Consider the following 24,814-nt stretch of genomic DNA (forward strand, 5'->3'; position numbering starts at 1 on the left):
GAGCGGGTCACGACTGCCTCAAGGGTGTCTCTGTCGTTCTTGACGACCAGCATGACCAGCAAAGAACACCGCGAAGTCTTGCAGCAGTCCCGGCTCAGGGGGGAATCTGCCCAGGGCGACGGTGATCCATTATCCGCACGAGAATCCGATGCGGGTATCGACCGTTTCGGATCCCGAGGATTTCAGGGCAAAGGCCGGTGTCGGCCATATCGACATCCCGTTGCGGGCAACGTGCCGCTCATTCATGCCGGTGATCCGATGGGTATGCCCCTGGCCGGCGGAAGGCCGCTTTCAAGCTGGACCAATGACATGGACGGCCCGGTCGTGGGAGCCTCGTCGGTCATGTCCCGGTAGCGTCGTATGGCCGCCGGGCATTTCCGTCTCACCTGCGGCTCGGGACGGCGGGTGTGCGACGGCTTGTTTCTGCGGAAGGCTCCCCTGAGAGGAGCAGTCTACTCAGTGATCTTCCCAGCTGTTCACGATCTTTGCAAGTAATTCACAACCGCGCGAAGTGTGGGTACCTTTCTTTCATCAGCCCCGGATACACGTCGTGCCGCCGAGCTTGATCATCGGCGGTGAGCCGCTTCAAGGACGGGTGGGCCCATGACTGCTGAGCCGATCATGCGCGTGCTCATTACGGACGACCATCCGATTTTCTGTGCCGGCCTGAGGATGATGCTCGACGCCGTCCCGGGGATCGAGATCGTCGGCGAGGCGCATACCGGCAGGGCGGCGGTCGAGAAAGCCCGCAGGCTGCAGCCGGACATCGTACTGATGGACCTCGACATGCCGGATATGGACGGGATCGCCGCCACGCGCGCGATCGTCGAGAAGTGTCCGAAGAGCGCGGTGCTCATCCTGACGATCGTGGAAGACCTCGACTCCGTAATGGCCGCGATACGGGCGGGCGCGCGCGGCTACCTGCTCAAAGGCGCCGGAGTCGACGACATCGTCCGCGCGGTGAAGGCGGTCGGCCGGGGCGAGGCGATCTTCGGCCGGCAGATCGCGAGCCAGGTGGTCAACCATCTCACCGAATGGGGGGTGCCCCAGGTGCCGTTCCCGGAGCTCACCACTCGCGAGCGTGAGGTTCTTCGGCTGGTCGCCGGCGGCGCGGGGAACGCCGCCATCGCGCGCGAGCTGGATCTGTCGATCAAGACCGTGCGTAACTACCTTTCCCGGATCTTCGTCAAGCTCCAGGTGACGCATCGCATCGAGGCGGCCGTCCGGGCCCGCAGGGCAGGGCTCGGGGCGTAGCGGGCCCGAGATCGGCCGGTGGCGACCGCCTCGGCGTGTCGCGTCAGAGGAGCTTGGTCGGGGACAGTTTCTGCTGGTGGATGACCACGTCGAACCACTCCGCGAGTGAGCCGCCGGTCATGAAGTAGTCGGCGGGCGGCTGGTTGTCCGGATCGTAGATCGAGCCGATGATGCGCGTCTTGGCCGGGGAACGCAGCCACTCCTCGACGGCGGGCGGTCCGGCGGTGTGGAGGTCCAGCAGGTACTCCGGAAGGTCGACGTCGCCCAGGGGACGCTCGGCGAAGTCGGCCGGCGCGGCCGGCGCCGAGAGCGGCCGCGGGGTGAACGGCGGCATGCTCCAGCCGGAGTTCACGATGCCATCGTCGAACGTGATGCCCACCGACACGTACTGCTGCCCGTAGCGTTCGCGCAGGTGCGCGCCGGTCGTGCGGAACGCCAGCTCCGGCCGTGGCGGCACGTACACCTTCAGCTCGGAGGCGACGGCGCTATGCGCGCTGGTCGACCAGTACACGATCCTGCTGCCGGTGTGGTCATGCCACCAGGACAGGTTCTCGGCCATCTTCGCGTCGCGGTAACCGTCGTCGATCAGATGGAACGCGTAGTGCTCGTAGAACGCGACGATCTGGCGGGCGTGCTGGACGATGAGGGGGTTGTCCGGGATGCTCTCGACCAGCCGGAGGACCTGCCGCGCATGCTCGACGTACGGCTCCTTGTCCTTCACCTGGCTGATGAACCAGCCGGTCCAGTGCGGGCGGCCGGGCCGGATCTCGTCCAGATGCCCCGCGAGCTCGGCCGCGCGGTCCGGTGCGACACGACCGACGTACTCGGCCACCGCGTCGTAGATCGGGGTGCGGGTGTCGAACGCGCCGACCCCGACGTAACGCACCGGGTCCGGGTGCGCCATGTTGAACTCGCGCATCCATTGCAGGGTGTCGGCCATCTCCTGGCAACGCCAGGGGAAGTTCGACCCCTTCATCAGCTCGTCGAGGTCGCCCTCGCCGCTGACCACATAACGGTCGATCTCGAGGCCGACTCCCCAGTCCTCCTCGGTGGCGACCGAACGGAAGCCCAGCTCCTCCACGAGGTAGCGCAGCGCCCGGTCGGTCACGGTGAACTGCTCATGCGCTCCGTACGTGTTGCCGCCCAGCCCGACGACGATGGCATCGGCGGTATGCGCCCGGAGCGTGCGCAGATCGGTAAGGGGTTCGGCGTGATCGGCGATCCAGTCGACGACCGGTTTCATGGTCTGATGCGATTCGATACTCATTCAGGTGACCTCTCTCGGGGCCGGAAGGAGCTGGGGACACCCCCACTTCTACTTCGCCGGGATCGCCTCGACGATGGAGAAGGCGGTGTTGGTGGGCACGATGCGGGTGACCTTGTAGCCGGCCTTGTCGAAGAGACGGGTGAAGTCCTCAGCCGTGCGGATCGCTCCGGCCATCGTCACGAGCATGATCAGGTTGAAGTTCTTCACGAAGCGGGACACTCCGTCGCGATGGACCAGCTCGGCCGCCGCGATGCGGGCGTTCGGCGACGCCTCGCGGGTCTTGCGCAGCAGCGTCAGTACCTTCTCGTCGTCCCAGGAGTGCATGATCTGCTTGGTGACGTATGTGTCGATCCCCGCCGGCACGCCCTCGAAGAAGTCGCCGGCCGCGAACTCCAGCCGGCCGCTCTCGATGAGGGGGGCCAGCTCCGGGCGCTCCTTCGCCTGCTCGATCACCGGTGGAAGGTCGGCCAGCACCCCACGGTCGATCGAGGGATAGGCGGACAGGATGGAGTGCAGGAAAGTGCCCTGGCCTCCGCCGAGGTCGGCGATCGCACCCGCCTGACCGAACTCCGAGTACGCGTGCGCGATCTGCGGTCCCAGCGCCTCGGAGAAATCGGTCATCGCGCCGTTGAAGATCCGCGCCTGGTCGGGGTTGCGGCCCAGGTACGCCCAGGTGTTCATCTTGAAGACCTCGTCGAACGCCGCCTTGCCGGTGCGGACACTGTGGTCCAGTCCGCCCCAGCACGACCACAGCCACTCGGCCCCGACGAGCCGGGCCATCGAGTACTGCGTCTTCTCGGCGCTCGGGCTGAGCAGTTCGGAGAGCGGCGTGTTCGCGAACACGCCCGGCCGTATCTCGGCGAAGACCCTGTCTTCGGTCAGCGTCTGCAGGATCTTGTGCAGGGACGGTGTGTGGGTTCCCGACTTCTCCGCGAGCTCCTCGACGGACAGCGGTCCATCGGCGAGCAGGTCGGCGATCCGGTGTTCGGCGGCGATCGCGAGACACTGCGGCGTCGACGGGAACATCAGCTCCAGCAGATCCATGGGGTCGACGCCGGACGCGTTGGGTTGTGCGTTCAGGTTCACGTTCTCCTCCGTGGGCAGGTGTTCGGTGGGTTCGGCGGATCCGGGGGCCTACTGCCGCGGCGGTCTTGACGACGACCGCCGCGTCCCCGGGCTCCTCATTCGGCGCCCCCGTCGTATGCCGAGAGCATCTCGGCGAGGGAGTCGCCGACGGATTGGGCGCTCTGGGCGTTCCAGAGCAGCGCGGACGGCAGGCGAAGGCGGAAGTGTCTTTCCAGTCGTTGCCGGACGACGAGGCTCAGCACCGAGTCGAGTCCCAGCCCGGCCAGTGGCCGGCGGGGGTCGAGCTCCTCGGCCGGCAGCCGCAGCTCGGCGGCGACCTGCCGTGTCACCTCGCCGACGACGTGGTTTCGCAGTTCCTCGCCGGCCAGGCCGGCCCAGGAGCGGTCCGCCGCGTCGGCGCCGCCGGGTGCCGCCGCTTCTTCCGCGAGCAGCTCACTCAGGATGACGGGCCGCCGCATTCCCGGTTCGAGCGGGATGGTGCGCAGCACCGCGACGTGGGCCACGTCGTGCCGTTCGACGTATTCCCAGGAGCGGAAGGCGTCCGCGGCGGTGATGTCGGCCGTTCCACGCGCCGCCAGCTCGGCGTCGATGACCTCGGACGAGGTGGACATGCCCAGCCCTCGCCAGGAGGTCCAGCCGATGGCGGTGGTGCGGTCGTCGCGGTCGGCCGCCCGCCGGTGCGCGGCGAGCGCGTCAAGGAAGGTGTTGGCCGCGGCGTAGGCGGTCTGCCCGGGCAGACCGAGCAGCGGTCCGGCCGAGGAGAACAACACCAGGAAGTCCAGGCTCGCGGGCGGAAAGAGCTCGTGCAACACGAGTGCCCCGCCGACCTTCGGCCGCATGACCGTGTGCAGCGACCGCCGATCGACGTTCCTGGCCAGCCGGTTGTCCAGGACACCCGCCGCGTGCACGATCCCGCGGATCGGCGGCAGGCCGAGCGCGTGGGCGTCCAGCAGCCTCGCGGCCTGTTCCCGGTCGGCGATGTCGAGTGCGAGCGTCCTTACGGTGACGCCGCGGTTCTCCAGGGCCCGTACCGACTCGATGCGGTCGCGTGTCGCGGGGTCGGTGACCGTGGCCCATTCCTCGTGGGGCGGCAGACCGGTCCGTCCCAGGAGGACCAGGCGCCGTGCGCCGCGGCCGGCCAGCCAGTGCGCGACCTCCAGGCCGAGCGTGCCGAGCCCTCCGGTGATGAGGTACGTGCCGTCCGCGCGGCAGCCCACGAGCCGTCCTGTCCGTGCTTCGGCCTGCTCGAGGGGTACCAGCCGGGCCGCCAGCGCGCCGCCGTCTCGCAGGGCGACGATCTCATCGCCGGGCGGCGTGCGTAGCAGGCGGGCCAGTAAGGGCCCTGCCGCGGGGTCGCGGAGGTCCAGGTCGACGAGGCCGCCCCACAGCTCCGGATGCTCGCCCGCCAGCACGCGGCCGACACCCCAGAGGGGGGACTGCTCGACCGATTCGCCCTCTCGTACGCCCTGTGTGAGGCACCACAGGCGGGCGCGCTCGGCGTCGCCGCGGTCGGCCAGCCGCTGCGCCGTGTCGACCAGCCGCCAGGCGGCGTCGACGGCCGCCTCGAGCGTCTCCCGGCCGCCGGTGGGCACGACGATCACCGCGGCCGGCTCGGTGAACCGCGGTAGGTCCGCGGCCTGGGGGACCGTGAGCGTACGGACGCCCGCCTCCGCGAGCGCCGGGCCCAGGGCCCCGGCCGCCGCCCCGTCGTCCCCGACGAACACCGCGACCGAAGGTGCGGCGGCCGCGATGCCGTTGCCGCCGGGGGCAGGTGACCCCGAGGCGTCCGCGTCCAGGTCCAGGGGGCGCCAGACCATCTCGTGCACCAGGCGGCGCGGGCTGGTGGGCGCACCGATGTCACCGTTGGGGACCCCGTAGCGAAGCCCGAGGAACCGGGCGACCAGTTCCCCCGACATGGTCGTGATATCGACGTCGACCGTGTCCCGTCCCGCCGGACCCCCGAGGGTCCTCACGCCGATGAGGGCCTCGGTCGGCGGTTGCCCGGTGGTCGCGAACCGGCGGATGTGCGCGGGCATCCGCAGGACCGCCGGTCCGGAGAAGGAGAAAATGATCGAGGCCATGGACATCGCGGCGTCGAGCAGAGGGGCCCAGGTTGCCGGCTCCTCACCGTCCGGGCCGCGCGTGGAGACCCGGGCGACCATCACGCCCTCGCCCCGTGACAGCTCGAGGATCTGCCAGGGGAATCCCATCGCGGCCACGCTGACGTCGGCCAGCCGGGCGATGACCTGGTCGCCGGGCAGCGGCTCGGCGCACCGCGCACGCGCCGCGGCGACGAACGGCTCGTCCGCCCAGATCTGCTCGGCCGGGGTGGAGACGACCGCCGTCGTGTGGGTCAGCCACCCGCTGTCGGAGTCGTCGTCGAGGGGACGGGAACTGAGCCGGAGGGCGCCGTCGGTGAAGATGATCTGGAGCGTCCTCGTGCCGCCGACCGCGACGGGCATGCGCAGAGCCACCTCGGCCAGTGCGGGCGGTGGCCCGCCGTCGCGCGCCGCGGCGACGAACGTGTTCAGCAGGACGGCGGCCGGGACGATCTCGGTGCCCTGCACCGGATGGTCGCCCGGATAGGGGCGGTTGGACAGGTCGAGGTCGGTCTGCCACAGCATCGTCGGCGGGCTGGTGTTGACCATGAGCGACGAGCCGAGCAGCGTGTGCTCATCCGGGTCGTGCGCCCGGCCGTGCGCACCGCTCCGGCGCGGGCTCTCCGCCACGTACCGCCGATGCTGCCAGGCCGAGCGCGGCAGATCGACGATGTGCCCGCGCGGCTGGGCCGCACCCCAGCCGACCGGCACGCCGTTGCCGTGCAGGGTGCCGAGGTTGACGAGCATCGTGGCCTGCTCCGGCCGGTTCCGCCGCAGGGTGTACGCGGCCATCGTCTCCTCGACCCGGGCCGCGGCGAACGTCTCGAGCATTGAGGGGAGCACCACCGGGTGCGCGGAGATCTCCAGGAACGCGCGGTAACCGTCCTCCAGCGCGGCCTCGACCGCCTGGGTGAATCTGACGGGGTTGCGGAGGTTCGCCGCCCAGTAGTCACCGTCGCGGGTCTCCGTGCTGCGCGGGTCCGCCAGCGCGGTGGTGTACGTCGGGAGCCGGGCGGGCCACGGCGTCAGGTCGTGCGCCGCCGCGACGAGCCCGGGCAGCAGCGGATCCATGTGGGCGCTGTGGAAGGCCACATCGGAGTCCACCCGGCGGACGAACCGGCCGTCCTCGCGGCGCCATTCCTCCGCGAGCGCCTCGATCGCGGAGGAGTCACCGGCCAGTACCGTCGACGACGGGGAGGCGGAGATCGCCGCGACCACGTCCTGCCGGCCGCCGAGCCGCCCGGCGACCTCCTCGAACGGCAGGTTGACCATCGCCATCGCGCCGTGGCCCATCGCGCGCCTGAGCAGCAGCGAGCGGCGGCAGACGAGTCGCGCGCCGTCATGGAGGTCGAGGATGCCGGCGGCGACGGCGGCGGAGATCTCCCCGACGGAGTGCCCGATGATGGCCGAGGGGCGGACGCCGTAGTGACCCCAGAGCTCGGCCAGCCCGGCCTGCAGCGCGAAGATCATCGGCTGGATCCGGTCGGTGGCGCGCAGTTCGCCGCCGAGGATCTCCTCGATGGGCGAGAAGCCGATCTCCGCCCGGAAGATCGGCTCGATGCTCTCCAGCACGTCGCGGAACACGGGCTCGCCGTCGAGTAGTTCGCGGCCCATCCCGGTCCACTGCGATCCGTGCCCGGAGAAGACCCAGACCAGCCCGGGTCCGGCGGCGGGCTCCAGAGGCGTGCCCACGCTGACCTGGTCGATGGGCCGGTCCTCCGCCACCGCGCGGAGCCGCGTGGTCAGCTCGTCGCGGTCGGCGGCGACGATGCCGTGCCGATGGGTCAGATGGGCGCGCCGGTGGGCGAGGGTGTGCCCGACGTCCTCCAGCGGTGTGCCGGCGCCGTCGTGGTGCAGCCAGTCGGCCAGGCGGCCCGCGTACTCCCGTACGGACTCGGGCGACTCGCCGGACAGCGGATAGAGCCGGGGCGCGCCGTCCGGGATCACATCCGGAATCGCCTCGGCGGCCTCCGGCGCGGCCTCCTCGAGGACAAGGTGCGCGATGGTGCCGCCATAGCCGTACCCGGACACGCCGGCCCGGCGGGGACGGCCTTCCGGGGTGGTCCAGCGGATGGCCTCCGTGACGACCCGCAGCCCCGACTCGGCCCAGTCGATCTCCGGGCTCGGCTTGGTGAGGTTCAGGCTCGGCGGGATCATCCGGTGGTGGAGGGCGAGGGCGGCCTTCATGACGCCGGCCACGCCGGACGCGGCCTCGAGGTGGCCGATGTTCGACTTGACCGAGCCGATCAGGCACGGCCGCTGCGGGGTGTGCCCGGGGCCGAACACCGCGGCGAGTGCGGCCGCCTCGATCGGATCGCCGACCTTCGTGCCGGTGCCGTGGGCCTCCACGTAGTCCACCGAGTCGGGCGAGACGCCCGCCTGCCGGCAGGCCAGCCGGAAGAGGTGCTCCTGGGCTTCGCTGCTGGGCGCCATGATGCCGTTGGTCCGGCCGTCCTGGTTGACCGAGCCGCCGCGGATCACGGCGAAGACCCGGTCGCCGTCGCGCCGCGCGTCCGACAGTCGCTTCAGAATGAGGATGCCGCAGCCCTCGCCACGCCCGTACCCGTCGGCCGCGGCGTCGAACGGCTTGCACCGGCCGTCGGGTGACAGCGCGCCCGCGGCGCCCATCACCAGCGTGAGGCTCGGGCCGGCCATCAGCATCACGCCGCCGGCGATCGCCAGCGGCACGGTGTTCTGCCGCAGGGCCTCGCACGCCATCTCCAGCGCGGCCAGCGACGCGGAGCAGGCGGTGTCCACGACCAGGCTGGGGCCGCGCAGGTCCAGCGTGTACGACACGCGGTTGGCGATGCCGCATAGTGACGAGCCGATTCCGGTCCACGCCTCGATGCGCGGCAGGTCCTCCAGCAGCCGGCGTCCGTAGTCGTCGGTGTTCACCCCGATGAACACACCGGCGTCGCTGCCGGTGAGCCGGTCGGGGGAGACCCCGGCGTGCTCGAGCGCCTCCCAGGTGACCTCCAGCGTGATCCGCTGCTGCGGGTCGATCAGCGCGGCCTCGCGAGGAGAGATCCCGAAGAAGGCCGCGTCAAAGCCGTCGATGTCATCCAGGAACCCGCCGTATCTGACCGCTTTCCGCGTCGCCGCCGCGGTCTCGCCCCCTGCGGCGACGTGATGGTCCCATCGGCCATCCGGAATCTTTCCTATGCCCTCCCTGCCGGAGACGAGCATTTCCCAGTATTCGGCCGAAGAGTTGACGCCGCCGGGGAATCGGCAGCCCATTCCCACGATGGCAATGGGTTCCCGGCCGACGTCGTTCAGTGTCGTCATGCATGCCTCTATTCAGCGAGCCGAATGGATAAAGGGTCGCCTCAGGAGGGTCCCTGCGACGTCATTCAGCGGTCCCGCGAAGGCAGGAATTTGCCCAGCCGACTGGTGATTCCTGCCCGATGCAGCCCTGCTGGTGTGCGGCTTACGCTCCGGTCGAGACCGGACCCACGACGATCGCCCGATCGCCGGGAGGACGGGATCTGAGGAGAGACGGCATGAGATACACGAACGTGGTGGTGAGCCGCCGCGGTGACTCGGGCGGCATCGAGGTGACCACGCGGGAGAGCGCACCGCCCGGGCCCGGTCAGGTGCTGATCCGGCTGGTCGCGGCCGGGGTCTCCTACGGTGACGTACTCCTGCGTGAAGGCGTCATTCCCGGCGCGCCGAAGCCGCCCTTCGTCCCCGGGTACGACGCGGCCGGCGTGGTCGAGGCGGTGGGCGACGGCGTGTCGGGGCTGGCGGCGGGGCAGTGGGTCTGCGCCATCGTGCGGGGCGGCGGGTACTCGGAGTTCCTGACCGCGCCCGCCGACCGGGTGGTGCCGTTGCCGGACGGGGTCGACCCGGTGGAGGTCGCCGCGATGGCGCTGAACTACTTCGTCGCCTACCAGATGCTGCACCGGGTCGCCCATGCGCGACCGGGCCAGACCGCCATGGTGCACGGCGCGGCGGGCGGCGTCGGCACCGCCCTGCTGGAGCTGGCCGCGCTGGCGGGGGTCAAGTGCTTCGGCTCGGCCTCGCCGGGAAAGCGGGAGGTCGTCACGTCCCTGGGCGCCGAGTACATCGACTACCGCGCGGAGGACTTCGTCAACGTGGTGCGCGGACGCCCCGGATGGGCGCTCGATGACACCTTCGACTGCAAGCACGGGCACCCCCGCGGCGGCGTGGACATGGTGTTCGACGCGGTGGGAGGCACGCACTTCATGCGCTCGTACCGCGCGTTGAACCGGCCCGGCACGCTCGTCGCGTACGGGCAGAGCCAGGCGCTGCACGAGGGCAACGCGCGTACGGGCCTGGCCATCTTCGGGTTCCTGGGCGGGATATTCGCCCCGAAGCTGATCCCCGACGGCCGGCGCACGGTCTTCTACAACGCATGGAGCCTCGAGAAGAAAGAGCCACGTGCCTACCGGGACGACATGACCAAGCTGCTGGACCTGCTCGCGGCCGGCGAGATCAAACCGGTCATCGCACGGACCCTTCCGCTGTCGGAGGCGCGCGCCGCCCAGGGGCTTCTGGAGAAGTCGGCGGTCGCCGGAAAGATCGTCCTGATCTGTGACGATGACGCGCCCGGCGAGCGGACCCGAACGGAGGACCCGCGCGAGCGTTCAGGCCGCGTGGAGCAGAGAGGGAGTGCCACATCGTGACAACGCCGGATATCCCGATCTATCCAGATCTGAAGGGAAAGGCCGCTCTGATCATCGGCGGCACGCAGGGAATCGGTGCCGAGACCGCGCGGATGCTCGTCGCCCAGGGAACGCGCGTCGCCATCTCCTCGCGTAACAAGAACAACGTCGAGGCGATGGTGGACGAGCTGCGCGCCGCCGGCGGCGAGGCGGTCGGGGTGGTCGCGGACGGCTCGGTGCCAGAAGACGTCGAACGCATCCGAGACGAGGTCACGAGCGAGATCGGCCCTGTCGACGTGCTGGCCGCGTTCGTGGGCGGCGGTGGTGATCCGGTCCCGTTCGAGACCATCGGCCTGGACACCTGGCGCGCGACGATCGACCTCAACCTGACCTCGACCTACCTCGCCCTGCACACGTTCGTCCCCGGCATGATCGAGCATGGCGGCGGCTCCATCATCACCATGGCCTCCACCGCGGGCCGGCTGGCCGGCCAGGCCGCCTCGTCGTACGCGGCGGCGAAGGCCGGCGTCGGGATGCTGACCAAGCACCTCGCACGGGAACTCGGCGACCGTGGCATCCGGCTGAACTGCATCGCCCCCTCGCTGGTCATGACCGAGAGTAAGGAGGCGCAGATCCCGGCGGACCGGCTTCCGCAGATCGTGAAGCTGTTCCCGCTGGGCAGGATCGGCAGGCCCGCCGACTGCGCCCTCGCCACTCTGTTCCTCGCGTCCGAATCCTCTTCTTGGTTGACCGGGCTCACGATCGACGTATCCGGCGGCCGGATCATCATCTAGGGGTATCCATGACTGTTGATTCCGAACTCCCCGCACCGCCCGTCCGCCGGGAAGGGCCGATGGACCCGCCGTCGGCGTTCCGCCGGTTGCGCGCCGAGGCGCCGATCAGCCGGTTCCGCTGGCCCAACGGCATCGAGGCGTGGTTGGTGACGCGGTTCGACGACGTGCGTGCGATTCTCAACGACCCCAGGGTCAGCGTGAACCGGTTCGCCAGCCGGCCGCCGTCACTGTCGATAGGGCGCAAGGGCGGCGTGATGCTGCCGAAGTCGCTGAGTGGCATGGATCCGCCCGAACACACCCCGCGCCGCGCGCTCTACGTACGCGAGCTCACGGTACGGCGGGTGCAACGGCTCCAGCCGAGAATCACCGAGATCGTCGACGGCCTGCTGGACGGCATGGAGCGCTCGGGGTCGCCGGTCGATCTCGTGGAGGCGTTCGCGGCGCCCATCCCCTCGATGGTGATCTGCGAGTTGCTGGGCGTGCCGCAGGAGGACCAGAGCGAGTTCCAGCACCACACGAACACGATCATGGGCGTCGACACCCCGGCGGACCAGGTGCAGACGGCCACGCTCACGCTGATGGACTACCTGCGCGGGCTGATCAGGATGAGGCGGAGCGATCCCGGCGACGACATCCTCAGCCGCCTGACGCATGGCGAGATCGACGGCGCCACGATGGACGAGGACGAGCTGGTCGGTCACGCGATGCTGCTGCTCATCGCGGGCCATGAGACCACCGCGAACATGATCGCGCTGGGCGCGCTGACGTTGCTGGAGCACTCGGACCAGATCGCGGCGCTGACGGCCGACCCCAAGCGCGCGGACAACATGGTCGAGGAACTGCTTCGTTACCACACGGTCGTCCAGTACGGGCTGGTGCGCAAGGTCACCGCCGACCTCCCGATCGGCGACGTGGTCATCCGCGAGGGCGACTGGGTGGTCTGCTCCCTCGCGTCCGCCAACCGGGACGAGTCCGTCTGCCCGCACAGCGACACCTTCGACACCGGTCGCGAGAACCCGCGGCAGGTGAGCTTCGGGTACGGCAGCCACCAGTGTGCGGGGCAGAATCTCGCCCGGCTCGAGCTCAAGACCGCGCTGGTGCGATTGTTCCAGCGGTTCCCCGGGCTGAGGGTCGAGCGGCCGTTGGAGGAGCTGCCGTTCCGCACTGACGCGTGGGTCTACGGCATGCAGGAACTCCTGGTGAGATGGTGACGAGAGTACGTGTGGTGGCCGACCGCCGGCGCTGCGCCGGCTCCGGCCAGTGCGCTCTGCGCCTACCGGCGGTCTTCGATCAGCGCGACACGGACGGCCGTGTCGCGCTGGTCGAGGAGTACCCGGACGAGGCGCTGCTTCCGGCCCTGCGCCAGGCCGCGGACCGCTGCCCGTCCCGTGCGATCAAGATCGTCACGGCGTAGTATCCCGGCCACATCCACGCCGCCGGTAGCGGCGTTTCTTTCCGCCGCTCGAACCGCTCCGCGGCCGGCGGCGGTGTCGATGATGCGTCCGGTGAGCCACCGGGATCAGGTGACGTCGCGACGGCGGAAGACGATCAGCGCCACCGCGCAGAACAGTGCCACGTAGGCGGCGAGGACGGCCCCCGCGTGTGTCCCGCTGACCGCGTCCGACACCCCCGGGTTCCCGCGCGTGGACGCCCCGAGCGCCGCCACGGCGGACCCACCGTTGGTCCCGGGCAGCCATTTCTGGATGAAGTCCATGAATCCGAGCAGTGACGCGAAGCCCCGGATGAGGTTTTCCACCACCAGCGCCCAGACCAGCCCCAAACCGATGGGCAGCGCCGTACCACGCAGGAGCGTGCCCAGCATCAACCCGCCCAGGCACCAGGTCACGACGATGAGCCAGCCGACGCCGACCCCTCGCGCCAGCTCCGCGACGGGCGGCCAGTGCGCCGGAGCGGACTTGATCGTCGCGATCAGCAGGGCGGCGATCGAGTCCGTCACGAACTCCGTGAGCACGAGCGCGAGCGAGATGCCGGCGGCCACGACGATTTTGCCGGTCAGCACCGTCGTACGGGAGGGACCCTGGGCGAGGATCGTCTTGACCGTGCCCCAGCCGTACTCGCTGCCGGAGATCAGAACGCCCAGGATGAGCGCGAAGGCGCCGCCGAACATCGGCAGTCCAGAGGTCAGGGTGGGCACGAGATCGGCCGGCAGCGTGCCGGCGAGGAGATCGGCGGGGGATTGGCCGCCGTCGGGCCCGAACCCGCCGCCGCTGCCCTGTGAGCCCAGATAGGGGAAGACATAGCCGAACATCAGGCCGAGCAGGATCCACAGGCCGGCGACGACCCACACCGCCGGGCGCTTGCGGAGCTTGAACAGCTCGGCCGACAAGACCGCGTACGTCATCGCACGTCCCGTTCGTTTGGATCCGGCCGTCCGACCGTCACCGGTTCCGTGGGCCTCTCAGTGGTCATCTCCAGGAACACGTCCTCCAGCGTGCGTTCCGCCCAGGTCAGCTCCAGCACGTCGATGCCGGCGACCACGAGCTCCCGGTTGATCCGCGCCGCGTCCTCACGTGTCGTGCGGAGCCGCAGCCGGCCGTCCTGCACGGTGACGTGGTCCGCGTCCACGAGTCGCTTGACGACGAGCTCCGCGGCGTCGAGCGGATCGGCCGTCACCTGCAGCGCGCCGCCACCGCGCAACTGGTCGACCGTTCCCTCCCTGATCAGCCGGGACTGGAAGATGACCCCGACCCGGTCGCAGATCTCCTCGACCTCGCTCAGCATGTGGCTGGAGAGCAGGATGGTGCGGCCCGCGTCGCCCAGCCCGCGCATCAGCCTCCGCATGTCGGCCATGCCCGCCGGGTCCAGCCCGTTGGTGGGCTCGTCCATGATCAGCAGATCCGGATCCTTCAACAGGGCGGCGGCCACGCCCAGGCGCTGTTTCATCCCCAGGGAGTACGTCGCGAACCGGTCGCGATCTCGCGACGACAGGTCGACGGTCTCCAGCGCCGCGTCGATCCGGCTCTCCGGGACCGCGGCGTAGCGGGCGAGCACCCGCAGGTTGTCGCGGCCGGAGAGGTACGGATAGAAGGCAGGGGTTTCGACCAGCATGCCGATCTTGGCGAGCGCGGCCGGATCGCCGGGCGGTGCGCCGAGGACCTCGGCGGTGCCCGAGGTCGGGCGGATCAGGCCGAGGAGCATCTTCATCGTGGTCGTCTTGCCCGCGCCGTTCGGCCCGAGGAAGCCGTACACCTCGCCGGCTCGGACGCGCAGGTCGAGGTCGTCGACGGCCCGGCGGCGGCCGTAGATCTTGGTCAGCTTCGCCGTTTCGACCAGGTACTCGGTCACGATGCCGCCTTCATGAGTCTCGTGATCAGGGCGCTGTGCCTGATGGCTCCTGCGCCTTGCCTGATCACGCGGCCATTGTCAGCCCGGGACCGGCTCGGGAGCATCGTCCGTCGTTCGGCTTTCCGGCTACGCCCCAGGGCGTACGCGGGCCCCGGGGGCCTGGGCCGGGTGCGGCAGGGCCGATCGCCGGTGCCTGCCGATCGTGCGGGCGGGGGCCGGATTCACTCTCCGGCCCCCGCCCGATCACCGTGGCCGCCTCACGCGACGATGGCGTCGAGCACGTTGAGCCGCGTCGCGCGCCGCGTCGGCCGGATGGCCGCGAGTACTCCGGCTATCGCGCCGACGACCGCGATGATGATCAATTGCGGGGCGGGTACGGAGAAGGTGCCGGTGCCGGTGCCGCCCTGGGCCACCGCGTGCACCAGCGCCCAGCCGAGGAACAGTCCGAGCACCAGCCCGCCGATCGTGCCGAACACCGACACGATCACCGACTCCCAGCGGATCATCGAACGGATCTGCGACCGGGTCGTGCCGACGGCGCGGAGCAGCCCGAGCTCACGGGTCCGTTCGTACACCGACAGCGACAACGTGTTCGCGATGCCCAGCAGCGCGATCACGATGGCCAGCGCCAGCATCACGTACACGACGCCGAGGAGCGCGTCCATGCTGGAGGACTGGGCCTTGATGAACTGGTCGCGGTCCTGGATGTCGGACGCGCCGTATCTCGCGGCGACCGGTTTGATCGCCGCCTTGGCGGACGCGAGGTCGGTGCCGTCCTTCAGCTTGACGAGCACCTTCGTGTCCAGCGCCTGCGGGTCGTGCGGGACGACCGCCGCCTGGGAGATCACGACGCTGCCCGCGACCTGCGACGGCTTGTAGATCGCGCCGATGCCGAACCGCTGCGTCACACCGTCGGGGAACCGGAGCGTGACCTGCGAACCGGCTCGCCAGTTCTTGTCGTCCGCGGTCTTCTTGTCGACCGCGATCTGGTCGTTGCCGAGGTTGGCGAGCGTGCCGGCCGTCGTGTCGAGGTGGAGGACGCCGTCGAGCCGCGCCGGATCCGTCGTGGTCACCGTCTGCTTGGCTCCGTCGAGCAGCACGGTGCCGTTGCCCAGCCCCGCGGCGTCCGCCACCTGTGGCAGCTTCGCGACGTCGGCGCTGAGCTGTCCGCTGAACCCCGAGTGCGTGCTCGTCTGTCCCGTACCGATCGACAGGTCGCCGGCGAAGGCCTTGCCCGCCTGGTCGGCGTAGGAGGACTTCAGCGAGGCGGAGATGACGGTCAAGAGCGTCACCACGCCGACGCCGATCATCAACGCGGTCGCCGCACCGGACGTGCGCCGCGGGCTGCGCGCCGCGTTCTGCCGGGCCAGCACCCCGGCGACGCCGCGCAGGCGGGCGGCCGGTGAGCCGAGCGCCATCGCGGCGGGCCGGGCCACCGCGGGCCCGAGCACGATCATGGCCGCGATGGTCACGACGGCGCCCACCGCGGCCGGTGTCATCGCGGCGTTTCCATCGATGAACGTGGAGACCAGGGCGGATCCGACGCCGAGGACGGCGAGTACCGCGCCGATGATGACGCGTCTTCTCGACGCGGTCCGCGGCTCGACCTCCACGTCACGCAGCGCGGCGAGGGGCGGCACTCGCGACGCCCGGACGGCCGGGACCAGGCAGGACAGCACCGTGACGACGATGCCCACGATCAGGGAGACGATGGCTGCCGTGGCGGTGAACACGATTCCGCCCGCGGGCAGACCCAGGCCGAAGCCGGCGAACACGCCCTTGAGCGCGGCGGCGACGCCCACGCCGCCCAAGAGTCCGACCACCGAGCCGACCACGCCGATCGCGGTGGCCTCCATCGCCACCGACGTGAGGATCTGCCGCCGGGAGGCGCCGATGGCCCGCAGCATGGCCCACTCACGCGTCCGCTGGGCGATGATGATCGAGAAGGTGTTGTTGATGCTGAAGGCGCCGACCAGCAGCGCGACCGCGGCGAACACCAGGAGGAAGGTGCGGAAGAGCGCGAGGAAGCCGTCGCTCAGGACGGACACGTTCTCCTCCGCCACGCTCTTACCCGTGATCGCCTCGACGCTTTGCGGCAGGCCGGCCGCGCGAACGCGCTTGACCAGTTCGTCCTGTGACACGCCGCTCTGGGCCCTGATGGCGACGCTCGTCACGCGGTCCGGCGACTTGGCGATGTAGCGCTGGGCGGCCTCGGTGCTGAAGGCCGTGAAAGAGGTACCGCCGAAGGCGTCCTGAGACCCGAAGGTGCTGATGCCGACGATCGTCACGTCCACGCGCTCGGGCGTGAACACGGCCGTCCTGTCGCCGATCTTGAGCGAGCCCGACTTGGCCAGACCGCGGTTGATGACGACCTCGTTCGCGCCCTGCGGCGCGCGTCCCTCGGCGATGCGGTACGGGTTCAGGGCCGGGTCGCCGACCCAGTTGCCCGAGATGCGGGGGCCCTGGATGTCGACCTGCTTGCCGTCCTTGCCCAGGACCGAACCGGCCCCCTGGATCACCGGCTCGGCGTTGGCGACACCGCTGACCTGACGCACCTGGCCGAGCACCGAGCTGGGGATCATCCCGCGGGGGGTGCCCGAGTCCGCGGTGGCCGACGTGGCGTTCCGCACCACGACGTCCGTGCTGGCGTACGCCTGGGTGAAGAACCGGTCGATGCTGGCGCTGAGCGTGTCGCTCAGGACGAGCGTCCCGCACAGGAACGCCACACCGAGAAAGACGGCGAGGAAGGAGCCGACGAGGCGGCGTTTGTGGGCCCACAGGCCCCGGAGTGTGATCTTGGTCATCATGGCGACGTCATTCCCCGAAGGCCTTCAGGCGGTCCAGGACCTTCTGCGCGGTCGGATCGTCCATCGTGTCGACGATGCGGCCGTCGGCCAGGAACACGATGGTGTCGGCGTGGCCCGCGGCCACCGGGTCGTGAGTGACCATCACGATGGTCTGCTCGAGCTCGGTGACGGCACGGCGCAGGAAGCCCAGCACCTCGCCGCTGGAGCGGGAGTCCAGGTTCCCGGTGGGCTCGTCGGCGAAGATGATCTGGGGTTTGGAGGCGAGCGCACGAGCGACGGCGACGCGCTGTTGCTGGCCGCCGGACAGCTCGGAGGGGCGGTGCGAGAGCCGGTCGCCGAGGCGGACCGTCTCGACCACGGTGTCCAGCCATCCCTGGTCCGGCTTGCGGCCCGACAGCGCCGCCGGCAGGACGATGTTCTCCAGCGCGCTCAGGGTGGGCAGCAGGTTGAACGCCTGGAAGATGAAGCCGATCCGCTCGCGGCGCAGCAGGGTCAGCTGCGAGTCCGACAGCGAGCCGAGCTCGACGTCCCCGATGAAGACCTTGCCCGACGTGAGCGTGTCCAGGCCCGCGAGGCAGTGCATCAGTGTCGACTTGCCGGCGCCGGACGGTCCCATGATGGCGGTCAGCCGACCCGCGGGGATGTCGATGGTCACGTCGTCGAGCGCCTTGACCGCGGCCTCGCCGGACCGGTAGATCTTGGATGCTCGCTCGGCCCGAGCGGTTGCGGTAATTTTTGGTGAAACGGATTCTTCTCTGGGTGCCGTGTGATTCATTTCGCCTCCCCGGACCGGCGGCTTCGGCCTCCGGTCCGTGATGTCGGCCTCATTGATCGTTTTGCCGATTATCGTCTTTTCTGTGGTCGCGGGCGTCCCCCGGGAAGCGGCATCGCCGGTACGCGAATGGACGTACGGGCCGTCCGCAAGCGGGTACGGCCGGGGGCGGGACATACTGTGCGCCGCGTGGTGACGCCGCGCGAAACGCGGATCCCCGTTTGCGGAAGGGTGGAAAAAGTCGCGTCCGCCGATCGTTCTTCCAGCGAACAGGGGAAATGGCGATAATATGTGCAAATCGGGCGTCGGGTATCGATGCCATGAGGTGCGACCGCGGGCGTGTTCGCTTTGTGCGCTTTGATATGTGCACGGGCATCTTCTAAGGTCCAGACGTGACCACTGAGCAGCGGTCCCGCATCACTGGCCCGGGCCTACCGGACCTCGCCGTCGACGGACTGCTGGCGCTGCTGGTCGGGGCGGTCGTCATGGTCAGCTCGGGGCGGTTAGAGACGTTCGCCCCGTTCCCTGACGTTCTCCTGCTGTGCTCGGTGGCGGCACTGCTGGTGCGGCGGATGTGGCCGCGGATGGTCCTCGCGCTGGTCACCGCCGCGGCGGCCGCCTACGCGGGGATCGGCTACCCGACGTTGGCGATCATCGCCGCTCCCAGCCTCGCGATGTACGCGGTGGCGCAGCGTGTCTCGTGGCTGCGGGCGCTGGCCGCCGGCGGCCTGTCCTTCCTCGTCGTTCTCCCGCCGTTCCTGCTGCGGTCCGTGCACCAGCGTGGCCTGCAGGTGTGGGGTGCGGTCCCGATCGTGGGCACGGCGTTGCTGCTGCCGACGGTGCTGGCGGTCGCCATACGGATGCGCCGCGCGTCGGTGGCCCGGGCCGGGGCGGAGGCGGTGCGCGGCCGGGTCGAGGATGAGCGGCTGCAGATCGCCCGTGAGGTGCACGACGCCATCGGCCACGCCCTGGCGGTGATCTACATGCAGGCGGGTGTGGCCCTTCACGTGAGTGAACGCCGGCCCGAGCAGGCCAAACAGGCTCTGGAGGCCGTCAACCAGGTGAGCGCGGAGGCCCTGGTCGAGTTGGACACGACGTTCGGGGTGTTCCGGGAGGAGTTCGGCGCGGACCGCGTGGACCTCAGCTTCGACCGGCTGGACGGGCTGCTGGCCGCGGTGCGCCGCGTCGGGCTCGACGTGGAGTTCGCCGTGGCCGGCGCGCGCCGATCGCTGCCGGCCGAAGTGGAGCTGGCCGCGTACCGGATCATCCAGGAGTCGCTGACCAACGTGCTGCACCACGCCGGTCCGGTGCGCGCGACCGTGGAGGTGCGGTACGAGCCGGCCGAGCTCGTGCTGAGCATCGCCAACGACGAGCCCGACGGCAGCGCGGACGCCGGTGAGGTCGCCGGTCCTGACGGCAAGGGCGCCACCGGCGGGAGCGTGTCCGGCAACGGCGGGCATGGGATCGCCGGAATGCGGGAACGCGCGGCCGCGCTCGGCGGGACGCTTGCGGCGGGACCGCGTGCGGCAGGTGGTTTCCAGGTTATGGCCCGGCTCCCCCTGGTAAAGATATGCGCATGATCCGCATATTGGTGGCCGAAGATCAGAGCTTGGTCCGAATGGGATTGCGGGTGCTGCTGGATTCCGAGGATGACATCGAACTCGTCGGTGAAGCCGCCGACGGCAAGGCCGCGGTGGAGATGGTCCGCCGAACCCGACCGGACGTGGCGCTACTCGATGTTCGCATGCCGGGCACCGATGGGCTCATGGCGTTGCGGGAGATCGCCGGGGATCCCGATCTCGCCCGCACCAAGGTGGTCATGTTGACGACGTTCGACCTGGACGACTACGTGTACGAGGCGTTGCGCTCCGGGGCATGCGGGTTCCTGGTCAAGGACACCGAGCCGGCCGAGCTCGTGCGGGCCATTCGTGTGGTCGCCGAAGGCGAGGCGCTGCTGTCGCCGACCGTCACCCGGCGTTTCATCAGCGCGTACGCGGCGCGGCCCGCCCGTCGGCGCGCGTCGCTTCCCAACATCTCCGAGCTCACCGAGAGAGAGCGCGAGATCGTCACACTGGTGGCCGAGGGGCTGTCCAACGGGGAGATCGCCGAGCGCCTGGTCATCAGTCCCGCGACGGCCCGCACCCATGTCAGCCGCGCGATGGTCAAGCTCCGGGCACGCGACCGTGCCCAGCTTGTCGTATTCGCGTTCCAATCCGGCCTCGCCATCGCGGTCGACGAATGATGACTGAGTTTATGGACCTGTCAACCCTAGGATTCGGATACGCCGAATGACGTAGGCGCAAGCCGCTCTGTGGCGGATGTTCCCGTGAGGACCACTTCGCGAGTCTTGTGGTGGTGGCGCAGGCAGGAAGAAAGGCACGTTTCAGATCCTGTCGCGCTGCCCGGCCCACCACAACGAATCGAGGGAAGGTCCAGATATGCCTGCAGATAACCTCGCCGCCGAGCCTAGGGCTGTGAGCGCGGGGCGGCCGACCGAACGTTCTGGACTCCACCTCGCCCTACGGATCTTCGTCACGCTGCAGACCGCGGCGATCCTGTTCCAGGGGGTGACCGCCGGTCAGCTGCTCAACGGCACCGACAGCATGAAGGATGTGCACGCCACCGGCTCGGCCGCCGTGCACCTGACCGCGCTCGTGCAACTCGTCCTCGCCATCCTGTGGTGGCGACCCGGCCGGGGTGCCGGCTGGCCCGCCCTGGTCAGCCTGCTGATAGCGCTGCTCGGCTTCGTGCAGTCGGCCGTCGGCGGAAGCCACAACCTGGCCGTGCACGTGCCCCTCGGGATGACTTTGCTGGGTGTGTCCGCCGCCTTCCTCGTGTGGGCCTGGTCGCCCAGGTCCGCCGCCCGGCCTGGACACACGTGAGCCGAACGCGCCGCGAAGCGATCGGCCTGATGGGCGCCGCCCTCCTGACCCCTCTGGGGGCGGCGGCCTGTTCGGGGAGCGGCGGCGGCAGGAAGCCCCGGTTGCTCAAGAGCAGGCTGCCGCTCCCGCGGCCGTTCGCCGTGCCGTTGCCCGTCCCGCCGGTGCTGAAGCCGGCGAGCAGCGACGCAGGCGCCGACTACTACGACATGACGCTGCGGGAAGCGCCCGCCGAGATCCTCCCCGGCCGCAAGACGCTCGTCTGGGGTTACGAGGGCCGGTTCCCCGGTCCGACGATCGAGGCGCGCGCCGGCCGTCGTGCGGTGGTGCGCCAGCGGAACGAGCTTCCGGTCCCCGTGGTGACCCACCTGCACGGTGGAGTGACCCCACCGGCGAGCGACGGATACCCGACCGACCTGCTCCTGCCGGCCGTCGGCTCGTGGCATGACATGCACGACGCTCGTGCCTCGGTGGCACGTGTCACGCGCCAGTACGACTACCCACATGCCCAGCGCGCGGCCACGCTGTGGTACCACGACCACCGGATGGACTTCACGGGTGCGCAGGTGTGGCGTGGCCTGTTCGGCGTTCACATCGTGCGGGACGAGGTGGAAGACGCCCTTCCGCTGCCGAAGGGCGAGCGGGACATCCCGCTGATGATCTGCGATCGCTCGTTCAACGCGGACGGTTCCCTGCTCTACCCCTCGGCCGACCGGAACCTGCGGTCGGTGGCGGGCGTCACGGACGACTACCGCGGTGGCGTCCTCGGTGACGTCATCCTGGTGAACGGCGCGCCCTGGCCGGTGCTGGAGGTCACGGCGACCGCCTACCGGTTCCGCATCCTCAACGCCTCGAACGCGCGTGAGTACAAGCTCGCGCTCGACCCACCGCCACCCGGTGGCAGGGGCATCCAGCAGATCGGTAGCGACGGAGGGCTGCTGGCCGCGCCGGTCGCCCACGACGCCCTGGAGATCGTGCCGGGGGAGCGGTTCGACGTGGTCGTCGACTTCTCCCGTTACCGGGTCGGATCGGTGATCACCCTGCGGAACCCGAACGGCAGTGGAGCGGCCGCCGCCGTCATGCGGTTCCAGGTCACCCGCGCGGCGCGTGGCGATGGCCCCCTGCCGGCGAAGCTGGCCGAGGTGGAGCGTCTCGACCCGTCGGCGGCGGCCGTCACGCGGAAGTTCAGCTTCCGCTCCGGCATGATCGACGGGCACTCGGGTTGGAAGATCAACGGCCATGCCTTCGACCCGGCACGCACGGAGGCGCGGCCGCGGCTCGGCTCCGTGGAGAAGTGGCAGCTGACCAGCGACCTCGACCATCCGGTCCATCTTCACCTGGCCGGCTTCCAGGTGGTGTCGCGGGGAGGCGGCAAGCCGGGCGCGTACGACGTCGGCTGGAAGGACACCGTCGCGCTGCACTCGAACGAGACCGTGACGATCGTGGCCAGGTTCACCGGCTACCAGGGCAGGTACGTCATGCACTGCCACAATCTGGAGCACGAGGACATGGCCATGATGGCCAATTTCGAGGTGATCTGAGCTGGTGGTGGGGGGTCGGCGCGTGCCGCCTTACCGGAGGTGGTCCATTCGCCGCTGGAACTCCTCCGTGTCGATCTCGCCCCTGGCATAGCGTTCGGCGAGGATCTGCCGGGCCCGGTCCAGCGGCGAAGTCTCCTTGCGCGGGGCGCGGCTGGTGATCAGCCAGATGATTCCGGCGACCACGCTCAGCCAGAAGACGATGGTGGCCGGTCCCCACAGCCACCACCAGCCGTAACCATTGAAGGAGCTCTCCGACCAGTGTTCGGCTGCGTCCCCATAGGCTGAGTTGCCCACGCATCCTCCTCCCCGACTTAGCCGATAGGCCATAAGCCGCGATAGTGCTCCATTCTGCGGTCATTCCATCCCGGAGAACGTCCCCCGGAGAGCTGATCTGGCCTGCGCGACGAACGCAGAGCGACTACGTCCTAGCGCGTAGTGGCAGGAGCGTCCGCACCTGGAACCCGCCCTCCGGACGCGGCTCGACGGTCAGTTCACCGCCGACCGCGTTCGCGCGTTGCCGCATGCCGGCGACGGTCGCGAAGTCCGATTCGCCGGCGGGGCCCTGCCGATCGTCGGTGATCTCCAGGCACACGCTCTCGCCGGCGTAGTCGATGAGGACGGTGGCGGTCGTCGACGAGGCGTCCCGTAGCACGTTGGCGAGCGACTGCTGGACGATACGGTAGGCGGCCAGATCCACCGCGGCGGTCAGGCCGCCACCGGTGCCCTTGACCACGACCTCCACCTGTAAGCCACTGTCGTTCATGGTGGAGATCAGGGCGGCGACCTCACGGAGCCCGGGCATCGGGCGCCGGGGTGCCGAGTGCTCACTCTCCTGGCTGAGCATCCCGAGCGTGGCCCGCAGTTGCTCCAGGGCCTCCTTGCTGTCCTGTTTGATGGCGTTGAGCGTCTCGTGTGTCTGGGAGGGGCGTTTGTCGGCGACGTAGAGGGCGACGGCCGACTGCATGTTGATCGCGGCCAGCCGTTCACCGGCGACCTCGTGAATCTTGCGCGCGATGCGCAGCCGCTCCTCGTACGCTTTCCGCCGCGCCTCCTCCTCACGCGACTGGGCCACGTCGTCCCGGCCGATCCGCAGTACGATGCCGACCGCGCAGGGCAGCACCAGCCATCCGATGCCGCCGGCGAGCATCACCGGCACGCTGGGCAGGAGCCGGCCGCGGGCGGCGATGAGGACCGCGGTGATCACGGCGGTACACGCGAGCAGGCAGACCGCCACCGAACGCCGCCATGGCAAGTGGGCGGCCACGAAGTACATCGCCAGCCCCATGGCCAGGAACGGCGGCCCGAAGGGGTAGCTGAGCGCGAGATAGCAGGCCGCCGCCGTCGTCGAGACCGCCAGGACCTGGAGTGGCCACGAACGCCGTGCGATCAGCGCGGCGGAGGCGAGCACCGCCAGCGCGTAACCGGCCGTGTCGATCGGGCGGACCGGTGGCAACTGCCAAGACGAGGTCCCCCAGGCCCCAAGGCCCGCGAACACGCCCACGGTGACGGTGAGGACCACATCTGCCGGACGGGGCCGCTCCGGGGACCATCGGCTCATGAGGGGATCATAATTCCCGCAACCACGATCGGCCGTGCGGAACGTGGGCGGCACCGGACGAGCGGTGTACCCGGCGCGCGGTGGGAAGTAGCCGGCCGGCCCGGGCCTACGTCACGTGGCTTACTCGTCCCGGGCCGGCTGTGACGCGGTGTCCTGTCGGCGTCATGCCGGTCAGCGCAGCCACTTCATTCGCCGCCGGTACTCCTCCTCGGTGAGCTCACCGCTTTCGATCTGCGATTTCAGCAACTCCCTGGCCTCACGAAGACCGTGCTCGGATCTCGGCTTGGCGGTGCGGGCGACCAGCCAGACCACGACGGCAACCGAAATGACCCACAAGATGAGCACGACCGGACCCCACACCCACGTCCACTCGTCCACCTTGCTCGCCACCAGGACCGACATCAAGATCTCTCCTCAGGTGCGCTGCCGACGGCCCCGCCCGGTCGGCCGGCCAGTCGCCCTCGCTCCATGAACTTCACCTCATGACCCCGCGTTTGTCGTCCGTCTACCGGGGACTGTTGAATGTGTGTGTGGCGTACAGGGCGCGGTGCGCGCCCGCCGGCGCGCGAGTCGGCGACTCGCGCACGCGAGATTGGTTCGCCGCGGTCTGAAATTCGAATTAGTACGCTGCGTAAAGCGGCCGTCGCCGTGATGACCAGTACATACGAGGGAAAGCGTCGGAGTTTCGGTCTCGCGGTCACTCATTCGGTAACGCTTCGCACAGGACATGGCCTCCGCTCTTCTACGCATTCACCGCAGCGCGAGTACGCCCTGTGACGTACACGTAAGCCGTAATCCATCGGATGATCCGCTGAACCGCTGCGCG

General features: G+C 69.7%; 19 protein-coding genes. 9 read left to right on the forward strand and 10 right to left on the reverse strand.

From position 1 onward, the window contains the following. The first annotated feature begins 621 nt into the window (after positions 1-621). On the forward strand, positions 622-1,254 hold the full coding sequence (locus FB559_RS32195; protein WP_342781032.1) for a response regulator: 633 nt from the start codon (positions 622-624) through the stop codon (positions 1,252-1,254). 43 nt (positions 1,255-1,297) lie between these two features. Here FB559_RS32195 and FB559_RS32200 read toward each other — a convergent pair whose 3' ends face one another. The 3 genes from FB559_RS32200 to FB559_RS32210 form a co-directional block, all read right to left on the reverse strand. Continuing rightward, the gene (locus tag FB559_RS32200; RefSeq protein ID WP_141960655.1) at positions 1,298-2,521 is read right to left on the reverse strand and encodes an erythromycin esterase family protein; all 1,224 of its coding nucleotides are present in this window, start codon (positions 2,519-2,521) and stop codon (positions 1,298-1,300) included. 48 nt (positions 2,522-2,569) lie between these two features. Then, positions 2,570-3,607: a methyltransferase gene (locus FB559_RS32205; protein WP_221640278.1), complete on the reverse strand. Its 1,038-nt coding sequence runs from the start codon at positions 3,605-3,607 to the stop codon at positions 2,570-2,572. Between the two features lie 95 nt (positions 3,608-3,702). Beyond that, positions 3,703-8,991, reverse strand: coding sequence for a type I polyketide synthase (locus FB559_RS32210; protein ID WP_141960657.1), 5,289 nt, complete (start codon positions 8,989-8,991; stop codon positions 3,703-3,705). Between the two features lie 215 nt (positions 8,992-9,206). On the opposite strand from FB559_RS32210, the gene FB559_RS32215 reads away from it, so the two are divergent. Genes FB559_RS32215 through FB559_RS32230 form a run of 4 tightly spaced genes read left to right on the forward strand, consistent with a single transcriptional unit; the run spans position 9,207 to position 12,539 of the window. Further along, a complete protein-coding gene (locus tag FB559_RS32215; protein WP_141960659.1) occupies positions 9,207-10,352 on the forward strand; it encodes a medium chain dehydrogenase/reductase family protein in 1,146 nt (381 codons plus the stop codon). Beyond that, positions 10,349-11,125 (forward strand): SDR family NAD(P)-dependent oxidoreductase, encoded by a 777-nt coding sequence (locus tag FB559_RS32220; protein ID WP_185792502.1) that lies wholly within the window; start codon positions 10,349-10,351, stop codon positions 11,123-11,125. Before FB559_RS32215 ends, FB559_RS32220 begins: the two co-directional genes overlap by 4 nt. Before the next feature lie 8 nt (positions 11,126-11,133). Further along, positions 11,134-12,336 (forward strand): cytochrome P450, encoded by a 1,203-nt coding sequence (locus FB559_RS32225; RefSeq protein ID WP_141960663.1) that lies wholly within the window; start codon positions 11,134-11,136, stop codon positions 12,334-12,336. Further along, a complete protein-coding gene (locus FB559_RS32230) occupies positions 12,333-12,539 on the forward strand; it encodes a ferredoxin (RefSeq protein ID WP_425455094.1) in 207 nt (68 codons plus the stop codon). Before FB559_RS32225 ends, FB559_RS32230 begins: the two co-directional genes overlap by 4 nt. A gap of 105 nt (positions 12,540-12,644) precedes the next feature. Here FB559_RS32230 and FB559_RS32235 read toward each other — a convergent pair whose 3' ends face one another. The 4 genes from FB559_RS32235 to FB559_RS32250 all read right to left on the reverse strand — a co-directional run bounded on the left by FB559_RS32235 (position 12,645) and on the right by FB559_RS32250 (position 18,013). Continuing rightward, positions 12,645-13,487: an ABC transporter permease gene (locus tag FB559_RS32235; RefSeq protein ID WP_141960667.1), complete on the reverse strand. Its 843-nt coding sequence runs from the start codon at positions 13,485-13,487 to the stop codon at positions 12,645-12,647. Next, a complete protein-coding gene (locus FB559_RS32240; RefSeq protein WP_141960669.1) occupies positions 13,484-14,431 on the reverse strand; it encodes an ATP-binding cassette domain-containing protein in 948 nt (315 codons plus the stop codon). The genes FB559_RS32235 and FB559_RS32240 overlap by 4 nt, the downstream gene beginning before the upstream one ends. Positions 14,432-14,688: 257 nt before the next feature. Beyond that, positions 14,689-17,238, reverse strand: coding sequence for an ABC transporter permease (locus FB559_RS32245; RefSeq protein ID WP_141960672.1), 2,550 nt, complete (start codon positions 17,236-17,238; stop codon positions 14,689-14,691). Positions 17,239-17,245: 7 nt separating this feature from the next. Continuing rightward, positions 17,246-18,013, reverse strand: a complete 768-nt coding sequence (locus FB559_RS32250; RefSeq protein WP_141960674.1) for an ABC transporter ATP-binding protein — start codon at positions 18,011-18,013, stop codon at positions 17,246-17,248. Positions 18,014-18,402: 389 nt separating this feature from the next. Between FB559_RS32250 and FB559_RS32255 the strand changes: the two genes are divergently transcribed. The 4 genes from FB559_RS32255 to FB559_RS32270 all read left to right on the forward strand — a co-directional run bounded on the left by FB559_RS32255 (position 18,403) and on the right by FB559_RS32270 (position 22,430). Beyond that, a complete protein-coding gene (locus tag FB559_RS32255) occupies positions 18,403-19,590 on the forward strand; it encodes a sensor histidine kinase (RefSeq protein WP_141960676.1) in 1,188 nt (395 codons plus the stop codon). Next, complete coding sequence (locus tag FB559_RS32260) at positions 19,587-20,252, forward strand: response regulator (RefSeq protein ID WP_141960678.1); 666 nt, start codon at positions 19,587-19,589, stop codon at positions 20,250-20,252. The genes FB559_RS32255 and FB559_RS32260 overlap by 4 nt, the downstream gene beginning before the upstream one ends. Before the next feature lie 232 nt (positions 20,253-20,484). Then, positions 20,485-20,892 (forward strand): hypothetical protein, encoded by a 408-nt coding sequence (locus tag FB559_RS32265; RefSeq protein ID WP_141960680.1) that lies wholly within the window; start codon positions 20,485-20,487, stop codon positions 20,890-20,892. Then, positions 20,889-22,430, forward strand: a complete 1,542-nt coding sequence (locus tag FB559_RS32270; protein WP_141960682.1) for a multicopper oxidase family protein — start codon at positions 20,889-20,891, stop codon at positions 22,428-22,430. Before FB559_RS32265 ends, FB559_RS32270 begins: the two co-directional genes overlap by 4 nt. A 30-nt stretch (positions 22,431-22,460) precedes the next feature. On the opposite strand, the gene FB559_RS32275 is transcribed toward FB559_RS32270, so the two are convergent. The 3 genes from FB559_RS32275 to FB559_RS32285 form a co-directional block, all read right to left on the reverse strand. Next, positions 22,461-22,724, reverse strand: coding sequence for an SHOCT domain-containing protein (locus FB559_RS32275; protein WP_246122260.1), 264 nt, complete (start codon positions 22,722-22,724; stop codon positions 22,461-22,463). 124 nt (positions 22,725-22,848) lie between these two features. Further along, positions 22,849-23,988, reverse strand: coding sequence for a sensor histidine kinase (locus FB559_RS32280; RefSeq protein WP_141960686.1), 1,140 nt, complete (start codon positions 23,986-23,988; stop codon positions 22,849-22,851). Between the two features lie 171 nt (positions 23,989-24,159). Continuing rightward, positions 24,160-24,390: an SHOCT domain-containing protein gene (locus tag FB559_RS32285; RefSeq protein WP_141960688.1), complete on the reverse strand. Its 231-nt coding sequence runs from the start codon at positions 24,388-24,390 to the stop codon at positions 24,160-24,162. Between the last annotated feature and the right edge of the window lie 424 nt (positions 24,391-24,814).

The organism is Actinoallomurus bryophytorum (assembly GCF_006716425.1).
GTDB lineage: Bacteria > Actinomycetota > Actinomycetes > Streptosporangiales > Streptosporangiaceae > Actinoallomurus > Actinoallomurus bryophytorum.